Genomic DNA, 15,189 nt, shown 5'->3' on the forward strand with positions numbered 1-15,189 from the left:
GTTCCTTATAAGTTATTTTGCTTAATGTATTAGAATAAGAGTTAAAAGATAAGATAGTAAAAAAATCAAGGGAGATGTTGAGATGTCTAAAAAAGATTTACATAGAAAAGAGGTCTTCTCTTTACGTAAGTTAACAGTAGGTCTTGCTAGTGTGATGATCGGTTCATTTTTCTTCGTAGCTCATGATACAGATACTGTACATGCTGATGAAATTAGAGAACCTGAATCAGCAGCTGTGGCACAATCTACATTAGATAAAGCTAAAGAACTTGCCAGTGATAGTAACAAAGAAGTTGCAAGTTCAAGTAGTGACTCAAGTGCTGCAAGTCAAGCAAGCAGTGCAGCCGATTCAGTAAGTTCAGCAAGTGATGTTGCAGGTGCAAATGTGAGTTCAGCACCTAGTGAAGTAAAAGCAAGTACTGAAAATAAGGTGGCTGACTCCCAAGCTAGTCATAGTAGTGGGGATGAATTGGCAGCTAGTGCAAGTTCAATGCCAGCAAGTAGCGAAAATAAGGCTACTTCTGATTCAGCAGCTGCTCATCATGAAGTAGCTAAAGAAGAAACTACAAATAAGTCAGTTGCTACTAATAAAGTTGCTGAACAAACTACTTTATTTGAAACTAAAACAGCAAGTTTTCTTGCTACTGGAGTTAACAATTCAGCAGCACTTGCTCAATTAGGCGAATCTAAAGTTACAACTCCCGCTTCAAATGCTACTGCTGTTGCTAATGCTAGTGAATTTGTTAATGCAATTACTAATACCAGCGCAGCTGTAATTGATGTAACTGACAACATTGATTTGAGTTCACAAAGAACAATCACTGTTTCTTCAGATGCAGCTTTACGTGATGTGACAATTAATGGTAATGGTCACACCATTAGCTTTGGTAATGCCTACCTTGATATTAAGAGCAAGGATGATCAAAAGCTTACTATTTCTGGTGCAACTATTACTGGTTCTAACACTAATGGTATTGTTTCTATGGATAGTGGTAACAATGCCAGTGTTGAATTTGATGGTGTTACTTTCAATGGTACAGGTTTAGTAAATAATACTAATACTAACGTAGTCTTTAGTGGAACCAATAACATTACTACTAATAAGAATGCTTATAGTGTTAATGCCAAGAGTGTAACTGTACAAGATGGCTCAAATACTACAATTTCTACTAATGCAGGTGCAATTTCTGTTCCAGCTAATACCGATGGTATTAACGTAGCAGGTGATTTAATGCTTCACCGCACCGGTTCAACTGCTTTAAGTGGTGGTACTGGATTTGTAGATGCATCTTCACCAATTAACATTACTGGTAACGGTAAGTTAGATGTTGAATTTGATGAAGTAGCAGGCCTAACTTCGAAAATGGGTGGTATTTACATTCATAATGGGGCAGATTTAACTATCAAAGATAATGGTAATTTAACGCTAAACAATAATGATAGTTCTACTTTAGATACCACTGTAATTAACGTTGCAAACTCTGGTGATACAAATATTAATGTTCTTGATAATGGATCACTTAATATGAAGGGATCTGTAAATCAATCAGTTATCTACTTCCAAGGTAATGGTAACTTACGTGTTAACGGAGAAAAAGCAGCCGTTAATATTGATGTAACTGGTAAAGCTGCTAGTCGGGTATTTGACTTGAAAACCGGTAATGGTATTTATGTCAACAACGGTGGAACTTTCGATATTGCGTATGAAAATAACAGCGGAAACGGTTATAACGTTATCTATGCTGCGGCAGGTACGGTTTTATCATTTGGTAATAACTCAAATGTTAAGTTAACAAGTAGTGGTAAAAATTCTACTAATTTACTAGGTGGTAAAGGTGCTGCTACCATTACTATTTACCGTCCAGATTCCGTAGTCTTTGATGTTCAAGGTAGCGGTGCAATTATTTCTGGCTTAGGCGGAGATATTAATGCTCACTATGTTGAAATGAAAAACTCTGCTAACAGTGACTGGAGTAGTGCCTACAAAGATGCTGATTACAATATTAGTAAAAAATCAGCAACTACACTTGGTGAAACTAACACTGACACAACTGCTGGTAATAGTCTTTTAGCAAGTTTAAACAATGGTAAGTACTTTGCATTTGGTACTCCTGATATGCACAATGCTATTACTTTAGATGATAGCAGTAAGATTACTGATCAAACTAAGACTTTAACTGGTACTACTAACGCCAACGGTTATGTAACTGTTCACTACTACAATGGTAGTGATAATAATACTGTAGTTAGTGGTTTAACTTATGGCCTGGCCGCACCAGGTGAAACTAGTTCAGACTTCGTTGTTAAGGCAGATGATAATGGTAAATGGAGTATTGATTTAACTAATGCTCCACTTACTGTAGGTAGTGTAATTGTTGTGGAATCAATGTCACAATTCACACCTGCATTTGCGACTGCATATGTTGCTAGTGCCGATGCTACCTACACTGACTATTCCCAATATGTTGACAATGCTAATTCGATTGCTTCAATTGCCACTAGTCAAGCAAGTCAAGCTGATTTAAGTAGTGCAACTGCAGAATTAGCAAGTGCTGCTAGTGTAGCAACTTCAATTTCTGAGTTTGATCAGCAAATTACAAACTCAATTCCTACAATTGGACCAGATTCAAACTATACTTTAACTGGATTTCCACCTGCTGCTGTTCAAGATGATATGGGTTCACTAGCAGAACTTGATGGTTATGAAGATGATGATGGCAATTGGATTACTCCAGTAGCGAATATTAGCGCTTCATTGGCAAGTGCAGCTACGGCAGCAAGTAGTGCAAGTAGTGCTGCTGCAAGTATTGCCAGTGCAGTTGCTAAGTATAATAGTGCGGCTAAGCCAGTGATGGATGCTGCCAGTCAAGGTTCAGTTGCCGCAAGTGCAGCCTTAGAAGAATTGAATTATTCTTTAGCAGCCAGTCAAGCCAGTGCTGCGAATAACTCTACTTTAGCAACCAGTGCCTCAAATACTGCCAACTCATATGCTGCAATTGCAAGCGCAAATGCCAGTGCAGCTGCTAAAGCTGGAAGTTTGAGTTCAAATGCTGTTTCTTTGGCTCAAAGTTTGAGTACTAATATTCAAAATGATGTTAACTCAGTTGCGAGTTATGCAAAAGATACTATTAGTTCTGTTCAAAGTGCGCAAAGTCAGTATCTCTCAGCAGCAAGTACAGCAACTAGTTTAACGGCAAAAATTATTAGTGAAACAGCTACTGCTCTAGATTCTATCGCAAGTGTGGCCACCAGCAATGCATCAGTAGCGACTTCAGTAGCTAATGAATTGAGTAGCTATAGTAGTAGCTATCCAAACGGCATTACTGTTTCTGGATATCCGATTGGTACCGCCAGTAATGTAAAGCCTGTTGAAACTAAGGTAGATTCTTTGTCTAGTGTAGCTGACAGTGTTGCTAGTTTAGCCGTAGGTCTCTCAAATGTTGCTAGTTCAGCTCATGAAACAGCTGCACAGTTAAGTTATGCAGCTATTGATGAAAGTGCTATGTATAGTGCTACCAGTGCAGCAGCTCAAAAGGCTAGTGATTTAACTGCTGCTATTGAAGCTTTAAGCCAGAATAATACTAGTGAGGCGGCTGCAAGTTTGAGTGCCGCTGCAAGCAGTAATACTGATTTTGCAAATATTGATAATCAAATTAATAATTTGGTACCAATTCTTGATAAAACTAGCACTTCAAGCCCAATTGGGGGAGCCCAAAGTATTGCTAATAAAGCAAGTGCACTTGCAGGAATTGGTGAAGCTGCAAGCACATTTGCAAAGAAGGAAGGGTTAGCCGCTGCGCAAATCCTGCTCTTTGAAGTTCAAGTGGCAGCTGCTAAGGAAACAATTACAAGTGCTGCAAGTGCTGCAAGTAGTGCTCAAACGGTTGCTTCTAGTGCTACCGCTTCAGTAGCTACTAAAAGTAATGCAATTAGTCAATTAGTTGATCAGTATCCAGATCAATTAGCCTCTTATGCTAATGCAGCAAGTAGTGCATATAACATCTCATCTACTGCAACTGGGGATGTTCCCAGTCAGGGGGCAAAAATAAATGCAGCTTCAAGTAGTGTTGCAAAGGCAACAAGGGTAGTACGTGAAGGTAATAATAAAGCCAATGGTGCTATTACAAACGCTGCGAATGCTCTTGCTGGGGATGTTAATACGGCGAATGCAATGTATATAATGGCCCCTGATACAGCAGGCGCAATGCAATCGCCCTATTATCAGACTTTATATAAATCTATGGCAACTCTGCCTCAACAGTTGGCATCTTATGCTAGTGAGGTAAATGCAGTAACCAGTAGTGCTGCTGCTGCTCAGCTTGCAGCTTCAAGTGCTGAATCTGATGCGCAAAGAGCTAAGCAAGCAATTGCTGATATTGATTTAGCTTATGCAAGTGCAGCATCTGCTTACATTGATCTTAAGTCGCAAGCAGCTTCAACTGCTGTTTCAAGTACAACTAGTTCAGCTAATGCGGCAAGTGCAGCAACCGGCAATGCTCAAGCTAACCAAGCTGCAGCAAGTACAGCCGCATCAAATGCTAAGGATAGTCTATCTAATGCAAATGCTGAAATTGCAAGTGTAGCAACTGATTTAACTAGTTTAACTAATTTATCTAGTGCTAATGCTATTAATAAGGTTGTTGCTGATAATTTGAATAACGCTACTAAAGCTAAATCTAATGCTGATAGCTATGCTAAGGTAATTGCAGATAATAGTGACCTTGCAAGCTCAGCTGCAAGTACTGCTGCTCGAGAGGCAAATAGCGCAGCTGCTGCAAGTACTGCAGCTTCAACCGCTGCTAGTGCTGCTGCAAGTTACGCTGCTATTGTTGATAGTGCCAAGGCAACTGGTGATACTTCTCTAGCAAGTAGTGCTGCATCTCAAGCCCAAGCTCAAATTGCAAGGGCTAGTCAAGCAAACAGTGAAGCTCAAAGTGCAGCTAGTGCAGCAAGTTTAGCTCAATCTACTGCTAATTCAGCATTAGCTACAATTGCAACTGCTCAAACTTCACTTACCAGTGAAGCAAATAAGATTGCTTATTACTTAAGTGCAGCTCAAACTAATGTAGAACAAGCTAGTGCAGCAAGTTTAGCTGCTAGTCAAGCAAATTCAGGAGCAATTGCTGATAAGACAAACACTACTCAAACTCAAACGGACATTAATAGTGCAGCTAGTGATATTAAGAATGCAAGCAGTGCTGCAAATTCTAGCGCAAGTGAAGCTGGTTCATATTCTTCAAGTGCCGCAAGTCAAGCAGCTTCATTAGCTACTGATCTTACTTCTTACTCAGATAATCCAATTGTAGTTAGTGCAGCCAGTGCTGCTAAGAGTTTAGCTACCGTTTCAAGTACAGCTGCAAGCAATGCTGCTGATCAAGCACAAACTGCTAAAGATTTAGCCTCAACTGCTGATTCATTAACTGCAGCTGCAAGTACTGCAGCAGCTAATGCAAGTAGTGCAGCCAGTGCTGCAAGTAGCGCAAATGATGCTGCAAGCAGCTATGCTGCTTTAGGTAATATTGCCAAGGCACAATCAGCAGCCAGTGCAGCTAGTGCAGCCAGTGAAGCTGCAAGCACTGCCGCAAGTACCGCAGCAAGTTTATTATCAGATGCTAAGAAGACTTCTGAAAGTGCCTCAAGCGCTGCTAGTGCAGCTGACAAGTTTGCTAGTGAGGCAAAAGTCGCTGCTGTAACTGCTTCTGTTGCAGCAAGTGATGCTGATCGAGCAATTTTAGCAGAAAGCTATGCAAGTAATGCTGCAAGTCAAGCTAGCCAAGCTCAATCAAGTGCTGTAAGTACCGCAACAACTTCAACTGCTGTTTCATCAAGTGCTTCTCAAGCAACTGATTCAAGTAGCCAAGCTACCAATACTGCATCAAGTGCTGGCAAGAATTCAGATGACGCTACGAGCACAGCAGGTGAAGTAGCTTCAATGGCAAGTGCACATCCGGCTAACTCATTAGTAGCTAGTGCTGCAACCAGAGCAAGTGATGATTCTGAAGTTGCAAGTAGTGCGGCTACTAAGGCAAGCAGTGCCGCTGATGTAGCAAGTTCAGCTGCTCAAGATGCTGCAACTCAAAGTACAGCTGCAACTGCAGCCAGTGAAGCCGCAAGTAGCGCAGCCGCCAAAGCCTCAAGTGCAGCCAGTGAAGCTGCAAGTTTTGCTAAAGAAGGAAATGTCAGTGCCGCAAGTAGTGCTGCTAGCGTGGCTTCAGCAGCTAATTCAGATGCAGCAAAAGCTTCTAGTGCTGCAATTAGTGCTAGTGAAGCCGCAAGTCTTGCTAACTCAATTGCTTCGAGTGCCGCAAGTGAAGCAGCTTCATACCAAGCTATTGCTTCAAGTGCAGCTAGTGATGCAGAAATTGCTAAGAGTGAAGCAAGTGATGCAATTATCGGGGAAAGTGCTGCAAGTCAGGCTAGTGAAGAAGCTAAATTAGCCAATACCGCTTCAACTGCAGTTAACTCATACGAAGTAGTTGCAAGTAGCGCTGCTAGTGTTGCAAGAGATTACAACAGTAACGCAAATAGCGCATCTAGTTCAGTTGCTCATACTGCTGAAGATACTAAAGCTATTGCTGATTCAGTAGCCTCAATGGCAAGTGAACATGCAAGTAATGAAGTAGTATCTAGTGCCGCCGCCAAAGCCTCAAGTGCAGCAACTGCTGCAAGTTCAGCTGCAAGTAGTGCTGCTAGTGTAGCAGCTTATGTAAGCTCAATTACTACTGATGCCGCAACACAAAGATCAATTGCGGCTGACCAAGATCACGTTGCTAGTGAACAAGCAAAACTTGCAAATAGTGCTGCAAGCGCTGCTGATGCTGCGTATAAGGCAAGCGATGCTAGTGCAGCAGTAAGTTTAGCCGCTGTAGCTAGTGCCGCTAAGAGTGCTGCGCAAAGTGCTGAAGCAGTTGCTTCAAGTGCCGCAAGTCAAGCTCTTGTAGATGAAAGTGAAGCAAATAAATCAATTGCAACTCTTAATAGCTATGCTCAAGAGGCTTTGAACTTTGAAAGCCAAGCTAGTGCCGCTAAGAGTGAAGCAATTGATAATCTCACAAAAGATAGCATAGCGGACTCAATTGCAAGTGGTGCAGCCAGTGCAGCTAACTCTTCTTCAATTAAAACAAGTGATTATGCAAGTTCAGCTGCTGTTTCATCTAGTGCAGCTCAAACTGAAGCTAACAAAGCTAGTCAGTCTACTAGTTCAGCAACAAATATTGCTAGTGAAGCAAGTAGTACTTCTAGCGATGTGAGTTCAATGGCTTCAGCTCATCCTACTAACTCATTAGTTGCAAGTGCAGCTGTAGTTGCCAATAGTGCCGCTAAGAAAGCAAGCAGTGCTGCTAGTGCAGCAAGTGTAGCCAAGAGCAATGCTGATTCAGCAAGTAGTATGGCAAGTTCAGCTTATGAAGATGCAAAATCAGCAGATACTGTTGCTAAAAGTGCTGCTAGTGCAGCAAATAAAGCTAAGAGTGAAGCAGATGCCGCTTCTGCAGCTGGTAGTGTGTCAGCTGCCAATAGCGCTGCAAGTTTAGCTAGAAGTGCAGCGAGTGTAGCAAAGAGCGCAGAAAGTGCAGCTCAAGCTGCAGCTAGAAAAGCAAGTAGTGCTGCAAGTATTGCAAGTCAAGCAGCGACTGCTGCTAGTTCAACAGCTGATATTGCTAGCCAAGCATCTACGGCTGCCAGTGTAGCCAAGAGTGAGGCGATTGAAGCAATCAGAGGTGAAAGTGCTGCTAGTGCCGCAAGTTCTTCAGCGAGCGATGCTGAGACAGCTCATACTAGTGCAAGTTCAGATGAAAGTGCAGCAAGCAGTGCTGCTAGTGCAGCAGGAAGCTACAGTGATATTGCTTCAGAAGGTGCTAGCGCAGCTGCAAGTTCATCAAGTCACGCAAGTGAAACAGCTAGTGAAGTAGCTTCATTAGCAAGTGACCATCCAACTAACTCGGTTGTAGCCAGTGCCGCAGAAAAAGCTTCAAGTGCAGCTAGTTCTGCCCAAAGTGCTGCAGATGTTGCAAGTAGTGCTTCAGCAGTAGCTTCAAATGCTGCAAGTGATGCTGTAATTCAACGCTCAACTGCTAGTGAACAGGAAAAAGCAGCAAGTGAACAAGCAAGCATTGCTAACTCCTTAGCTAGCGCAGCTGATAGTGCTTATAAAGCAAGTGATGCTGATAAGGCTGAAAGCTTAGCTAGTCAAGCTTCCGAAGCTGCAAGGCTTGCAAGCTCAGCAGCTAGTGCAGCTTCAAATGCTGCAAGTCAAGCAATTAGCGATGAAGAAACTGCTAAGAGTGCAGCATCTGTTGCTAAGAGTGCTGCTGATGATGCCGCAAAATTTGATGATGAATCGACTAAGGCCAAGAGTGAAGCAGAGGACAACCTGAACCAAGGTAGTGATTCTGTTGATAGTGCTAGCGCCTCATCAAGTGCAGCATCTGGCTCAGCTGATCAAACAAGTTCATATGCAAGCATTGCAAGTAGTGCTGCAAGTTCAGCAGGTTCAGATGAAAGTGCAGCATCAACTTCAACTAGTGAGGCAAGTTCTTCAGCAAGTCATGCAGGCGATACTGCCAGTGAAGTAGCCTCAATGGCCAGTGAACATTCAGATAATTCACTTGTATCTAGTGCTGCCGAAAAAGCATCAAGTGCTGCGAGCCTTGCTTCAAGTGCCGCAGATACAGCATCCAGTGCCACAAGCGATGCGTCAGAAGCTGCAAGTTCAGCAAGCGACGAATACAAGAAGGCCAGTGAAGCAGATTCAATAGCTAAGAGTGCAGCAAGTGAGGCATCAGTTGCCAAAAGTGAAGCGGAAAGTGCCGCTGCAGCAGGTGACACTAGTGCAGCAAGTTCTGCTGCAGAAAAGGCCTCAAGTGCCGCTTCTGTTGCCAAGAGTGCCGAAAGTGCTGCAAGTAGTGCAGCTTCAACAGCTCAAAGTGAGGCTAGTGTAGCAAGTAGTGCAGCCAGTGTAGCTAGCGAAATGGCTAAAAAGGCCAGTGAAGCAGATAGTATTGCAACAGATGCTAAGAGTGAAGCAAGTGATGCAATTAATGGTGAAACCTCAGCAAGTCAAGCAAGTGAAGATGCTAAGAGTGCAGATGTTTCCCATACTAATGCAACTTCTTATGAAAGTGCCGCAAGTAGCGCAGCTAGTGCTGCAGGTAGTTACAGCAATATTGCTTCAGAAAATGCAAGTAATGCTTCTAGTTCAGCAAGCCACGCAAGTGACACTGCTAGTGAAGTAGCATCGATGGCTAGCGAACATCCAACAAATTCACTAGTATCTAGCGCTGCAGACAAGGCATCAAGTGCCGCAAGTAGTACTAAGAGTGCAGCAGATGTAGCAAGCAGTGCAGCAGATGTAGCAAGCAGTGCAGCAAGTGATGCGGTAAATCAACACACTAAGGCTAGCCAAGCAGATCAAGTAGCATCAAGTGCTGCATCTGTAGCAAATAGTGCAGCTGATGAAGCAGATAGTTTTGCTAAAGCTGGAAATACTAGTGCTGCAAGCAGTGCAGCTAGTGTAGCTAGTGCTGCAAGTTCAGCTGCCAAAAGTGCAGAAGAAGAAGCTTCAAATGCAGCAAGTCAAGCAATCGCAGATGAAAAGAAAGCTTCAGAAGCTGCAAGCATCGCCAAGAGTGCCGCTGATGATGCAGCTAACTTTGACAGTGAAGCAACGAAGGCTAAGAGTGAAGCAGAAGATAACTTAAACCAAGGCAGTGATGCTGTTGATAGTGCTAGTGCATCTTCAAGTGCCGCATCAAGTTCAGCCGATAAAACTAGTTCATATGCAAGCATCGCAAGTAGTGCTGCAAGTTCAGCAGGTTCAGATGAAAGTGCTGCTTCGACTTCAACTAGTGCCGCAAGTTCTTCAGCAAGTCATGCAGGAGATACTGCTAGTGAAGTAGCCTCAATGGCAAGTGAACATTCAGATAATTCACTTGTATCGAGTGCCGCAGACAAGGCTTCAAGTGCCGCAAGTCTTGCTTCAAGCGCTGCCACAACTGCATCCAGTGCAACAAGTGATGCTTCAAGTGCCGCAGACAAGGCAAGCGAAGCATACAATAAGGCAAGTGAAGCAGATTCAATTGCCAAGAGCGCAGCTAGTGAAGCATCAGTTGCTAAAAGTGAAGCGGAAAGTGCAGCTGCAGCAGGTGATACCAGTGCTGCAAGTTCAGCCGCAGAAAAAGCAGCCAGTGCAGCCAGTGCAGCTAAGAGTGCAGAAAGTGCTGCAAGTACAGCAGCTTCAAGTGCTCAAAGTGCCGCTAGTGTAGCAAGTAGTGCTGCAAGTGTGGCAAGTGAAATGGCCAAGAAGGCTAGCGAAGCAGATGAAGAAGCATCAGACGCTAAAGATGAAGCTGAAGATGCTATTAAGGCCTCTGACGCTGCAAGTCATGCCAATGAAGACGCACAAAGTGCGGAAAGTTCCCACACTGACACTAGTTCATACGCAAGTATTGCAAGTAGTGCTGCGAGTGCAGCAGGAAGCTACAGTAACATTGCTTCAGAAAATGCTAGTGCTGCAAGCAGTTCAGCAAGCCATGCAAGTGAGACTGCCAGTGAAGTAGCCTCAATGGCCAGTGACTATCCAAATAATTCAGTTGTTGCTAGCGCTGCAGAAAAAGCCTCAAGTGCCGCAAGCAGTGCCAAGAGTGCAGCAAACGTTGCAAGTAGTGCAGCTAAAACTGCAAGTAGTGCCGCCAGCGATGCAAGCAAGCAACGTGAAAAAGCCGCTAAAGCTGATCAAGATGCTTCAACTGCCGCAAGTCTTGCTAATGCTGCTGCTAGTGCTGCGTCAAGTTATGCTAAAGAAGGAGATGCTAGCGCAGCTCAAAAGGCCACTGATATTGCAAGTAGTGCCAGTGCCGCTGCTAAGCGTGCAGAAGATGTGGCTTCAAGTGCTGCTAGTCAAGCAATTGAAGATGAAAAGAAGGCTTCTCAAGCTGCAAGTCTAGCCAAAAGTGCCGCTGATGAAGCTGCTAAGTTTGATAGTGAAGCAACTAAGGCTAAGAGTGAAGCAGAAGACAACTTGAACCAAGGTAGTGATGCTGTTGATAGTGCCAGTGCTTCATCAAGTGCTGCATCTAGTTCAGCAGATCAAACAAGTTCATATGCAAGTATTGCAAGTAGTGCAGCAAGTTCGGCAGGTTTAGATCAGAGTGCTGCATCTACTTCAACCAGTGCTGCAAGTAGCTCAGCAAGCCATGCAGGAGATACTGCCAGCGAAGTAGCTTCAATGGCCAGTGAACATTCAGATAATTCACTAGTTTCAAGTGCAGCCGCTAAGGCTTCAAGCGCAGCTAGTGTAGCCTCAAGTGCTGCGAATACTGCATCAAGCGCAACAAGTGATGCTTCAAGTGCAGCCAGCAAGGCAAGCGAAGCATACAATAAGGCAAGTGAAGCAGATTCAGTTGCCAAGAGTGCAGCAAGCGAAGCAGCAGTTGCCAAGAGTATCGCATCAAGTGCCGCTTCAGCAGGAGATACAAGTGCAGCAAGTAGTGCCGCTTCTAAAGCAGCAAGTGCAGCAAGTGCAGCTAAGAGTGCCGAAAGTGCAGCAAGTACAGCAGCTTCAAGTGCTCAAAGTGCAGCTAGTGTAGCAAGCAGTGCTGCGAGTGTAGCAAGTGAAATGGCTAAGAAAGCCAGCGAAGCAGATAGTATTGCAACAGAAGCTAAGAGTGAAGCAGAAGAAAGCTTACAGAATACACCTTCTAGTGCCCCTGAACAAAGTAGTTCAGCTTCACAAGCAAGTAGCGCCGCTTCTAGTGAAGTTTCAAGTTCTGCAAGCTCAGCTACTTCAAGTGCAAGCTCACAGGCTACTGACTACAAGAAGCCAACTACAATTCTTACTAATACCACTCAAGGTAGAGTTCCAAGTGCAAATGCAACTGTAAGTAACTTGCCAGAAGGAAGTAAAGTAGTTTGGATTAAGAAACCAGATGTTTCTAAACCAGGAATTCAAAAGGGTGTAATTCAAATTACTTATCCTGATGGTCGAACTGAAAGAATAACTATTGAAGTAAATGTACGTCCAAAGGCTACTCAAATTAGTGCAAGACCTCATCGTTCACCTAAACGTACAGCTTCAAGAAATCGCTATGGAAACTCTAACGCTCGACGTGCTCAATGGTTAAGAGATCGTGGATATGTAGTAATTGTAGGACCAGATGGTGAAATTATTAGCTACTACAAGGCTAAGGATGGTATTGGTAGAATCGTCGAAGATAAGAAAGAATTGCCACAAACTGGTGCAAGCCAATTAGATAATATGGCTGCAATTCTTGGATTAAGCTTAGCAAGTTTAGGATTTATCTTTGGATTAGCTGATATCAAAAAGAGAAAAAAGGAAGATTAATAATCTAACCTGAAAAAAGTGATACTGAAAAGTATCGCTTTTTTAATACCAATAATTTTTGTTAATTAAAAAGTGTCTAGTAAAACTACTTGACTCACTTTCTCAGAATGGTATAATACAGAAGTTGAGAACAAGAAGAAGCACCCGCTTCTCGCCTAAGTTAATTATTACCTCTAGGCTGATCGATAATATCTGTTGATTAAAGGCGGGGTGTTTATTTACCCGCCTTTTTCTTGTCCTCGAAATTAACATGGAGGTGAATACCCATACCAAAGAATATGATCTTAAACGAAGATATCCGTGCTCGTGAAGTCCGTTTAATTGGAGACGATGGTCAACAAGTTGGTGTTGTTTCTAAAGCTGATGCATTACGCCAAGCAGCTGATGCGGATTTAGACTTAGTTCTTATTTCACCTAATGCTAAGCCACCAGTTGCTCGCATTATGAATTACGGAAAATATCGTTTTGAACAACAAAAGAAAGCTAAGGAAAACCGTAAGAATCAAAAGGTTCTTGCAGTTAAAGAAATTCGTTTAAGTCCCACAATTGAAGGAAATGACTTTGATACTAAATTAAAGCATGTCCGTAAATTTTTGACTAAAGGCGCTAAAGTTAGAGTTTCTATTCGCTTTAGAGGCCGTGCAATTACTCACAAAGAATTAGGTAAAGATGTTTTAGAAAAGATGGCAGACCAAGTTAGTGATTTGGCAAATGTTATTACTAAACCTAAGATGGAAGGCCGTTCTATGTTCTTAATGTTGGCTCCTGTGAGTGATAAAGACAAAAAGAAGAAGTAGTTAATGGAGGAATAGATATGCCAAAGCAAAAGACACACCGCGCTTCCGCAAAGCGTTTTAAGAGAACAGCTAATGGTGGTTTAAAGCGTCACCACGCTTACACTGGACACCGTTTCCATGGTAAGACTAAGAAACAACGTCGTCATTTGAGAAAAGCTGCAATGGTTTCAGCAAGTGATATGAAGCGCATCAAACAGATGCTTTCCCAAATGCGTTAATTTATCAAGTAGAGTTTTTGAGGAGGAATTTTAGATGCCAAGAACTAAAGGTGGAACCGTAACACGCGCACGTCGTAAGAAGTTATTGAAGTTAGCTAAGGGTTACCGTGGCTCAAAGCACATTCAATTTAAAGCAGCAAGTACTCAAATCTTTGTATCACGTAAGTACGCTTTCCGTGATCGTAAGAAGGTTAAGAGCGAATTTAGAAGATTATGGATTTCTCGTATTAATGCTGCTGCAAGACAAAATGGTCTTTCATACAGCAAGTTAATGCACGGTCTTAAGCTTGCAGGAATTGATATGAACCGTAAGATGTTAGCAGATATTGCTTACACTGACGAAAAGACTTTTGCTGAATTAGCAGAAACTGCAAAGAAAGCTTTAGCAGCTGCTTAATTAAACTAAATAAGTATTAAAAGAACTGAGATGAGTATCTCAGTTCTTTTTTTGTTGAAAAAATAGTACTCTATATAATCAGTTCTTTTTTTGTTGAAAAAATAGTACTCTATATAATTTGTTGAAAAAATAGTACTCTATATAATAGGAAGAAAAAATAAAGGAGTGTTAAAATGATGAATATTTTAGACTATATTAAAGATTATAATGTACTTTTTTCAGTAAAAGATATGAATGAACTCGATAGTATGATTTTTGCTGAATTAACTTATTGTCATTTTGATAAGACTCCGGGTATTACTTCTTTTAAGGAGTTGGCTCATAACCAAGAAGCGATTGATACTTTAAGCAAGGGTGTATGGGGCGAAGCAAATATGAAAAAATTGCTTGAATTATTGAGTAAAAGTTCGCGCTTTAAAGAAATTAGTTGGGGAAGTTTAGAAAATAAGCTAGATGTAAATAATGAATTTGAATTTAATGCGATTACTTTTCAAATTAGGCCTAATCTTCGTTATATTGCCTATCGAGGAACTACTGCGACTAAGGTCGGTTGGAAAGAAGATTTTAATATGTCCTTTAGTGATAGTGTGCCAGCGCATTTTTTTGCAAGAAAATATTTTAGAGAAAGAATCCAGAATTATAAGGGTAAAGTTTGTCTAGGGGGACATTCAAAAGGTGGAAACTTAGCCTTTTATGTTGGCTTAACAGCAACTGAGGAAGAAGCGAAGTTAATTAAACGAATAGATAATTTTGATGGGCCTGGTTTTCATGATCAAAATGTGCGCTTTGACAAAAAGATAAAGCAATTAAAAGGAAAAATACACAAGTTCATTCCACAAGCCAGTATTGTAGGGATCTTGATGGATGATTTAGTTGAAGACAAGGCATACTGTGAATTTGTTAAAAGTACAGGTATTCCGCCAATGCAACATAATTTGTTTAATTGGGAAATTAAGGGGCATCATTTTGTAACAGTAGACCATCTTGACACAGGCACACGTTTTTCTTGGAAGACGTTTAGCAGCTTCTTAGAAAATACGAGTGATGAAGAACGAAGAGAGTTCATTGAAATGATCTACGATGCAGCTAACGTCGATGAGAAACTTTATTTACGAGAAATGTTTACTCCCAAAGGCACTGGTAAAATTGCCGGTAATCTGCTGGCGACGGGTTTAAAAAATCAGGCGAGCTGGAAACCTCTTATTGGTAAGATATGGGCAGCTTCAAGAGAAGTAGGGGCAAATGCATGGGCAAATAAGAAGAAAGAGTTGCTTAATAAGTTAGAAAAACAAATTAAATAATCTTAAAATTAGAATATGAAAATACAGGTATAAATGACTTGAGCTTAATTAATAACTTTAGGAGGAGGTAATTTAATAATTGGATAAAAATAATAGCTATTAAAAGTGGACAAGATAAATTTAGTAGCATTTTAGT

General features: G+C 41.8%; 5 protein-coding genes and 1 other annotated feature. All 5 genes read left to right on the forward strand.

The genetic code is table 11. The features are described 5' to 3' along the window. Positions 1–82: 82 nt before the first annotated feature. Positions 83–12,340 carry a pectate lyase-like adhesive domain-containing protein gene (locus tag FP433_RS02580; RefSeq protein ID WP_265487011.1) on the forward strand — a complete coding sequence of 4,086 codons (12,258 nt, stop codon included), beginning with the start codon at positions 83–85 and terminating at the stop codon, positions 12,338–12,340. A 126-nt stretch (positions 12,341–12,466) separates the two neighbouring features. Beyond that, positions 12,467–12,580: a sequence feature (ribosomal protein L20 leader region), on the forward strand. A 38-nt stretch (positions 12,581–12,618) separates the two neighbouring features. Beyond that, positions 12,619–13,137 carry a translation initiation factor IF-3 gene (gene infC / locus FP433_RS02585; protein WP_265487013.1) on the forward strand — a complete coding sequence of 173 codons (519 nt, stop codon included), beginning with the start codon at positions 12,619–12,621 and terminating at the stop codon, positions 13,135–13,137. 17 nt (positions 13,138–13,154) lie between these two features. Then, a complete protein-coding gene (rpmI, locus tag FP433_RS02590; RefSeq protein WP_209685054.1) occupies positions 13,155–13,355 on the forward strand; it encodes a 50S ribosomal protein L35 in 201 nt (66 codons plus the stop codon). Positions 13,356–13,389: 34 nt separating this feature from the next. Further along, on the forward strand, positions 13,390–13,752 hold the full coding sequence (rplT, locus tag FP433_RS02595) for a 50S ribosomal protein L20 (RefSeq protein WP_265483243.1): 363 nt from the start codon (positions 13,390–13,392) through the stop codon (positions 13,750–13,752). A 173-nt stretch (positions 13,753–13,925) separates the two neighbouring features. After that, on the forward strand, positions 13,926–15,053 hold the full coding sequence (locus tag FP433_RS02600; protein ID WP_265487015.1) for an Mbeg1-like protein: 1,128 nt from the start codon (positions 13,926–13,928) through the stop codon (positions 15,051–15,053). The last annotated feature ends 136 nt before the right edge of the window (positions 15,054–15,189 follow it).

This window comes from Lactobacillus sp. PV012, assembly GCF_014522325.1.
Taxonomy (GTDB): Bacteria; Bacillota; Bacilli; order Lactobacillales; family Lactobacillaceae; genus Lactobacillus.

Bases quoted from the DNA above. Each gene is read 5' to 3' on its own strand.
- FP433_RS02580 (WP_265487011.1), top strand. From the start codon at position 83: ATGTCTAAAAAAGATTTACATAGAAAAGAGGTCTTCTCTTTACGTAAG.
- infC (WP_265487013.1), top strand. From the start codon at position 12,619: ATGATCTTAAACGAAGATATCCGTGCTCGTGAAGTCCGTTTAATTGGA.
- rpmI (WP_209685054.1), top strand. From the start codon at position 13,155: ATGCCAAAGCAAAAGACACACCGCGCTTCCGCAAAGCGTTTTAAGAGA.
- rplT (WP_265483243.1), top strand. From the start codon at position 13,390: ATGCCAAGAACTAAAGGTGGAACCGTAACACGCGCACGTCGTAAGAAG.
- FP433_RS02600 (WP_265487015.1), top strand. From the start codon at position 13,926: ATGATGAATATTTTAGACTATATTAAAGATTATAATGTACTTTTTTCA.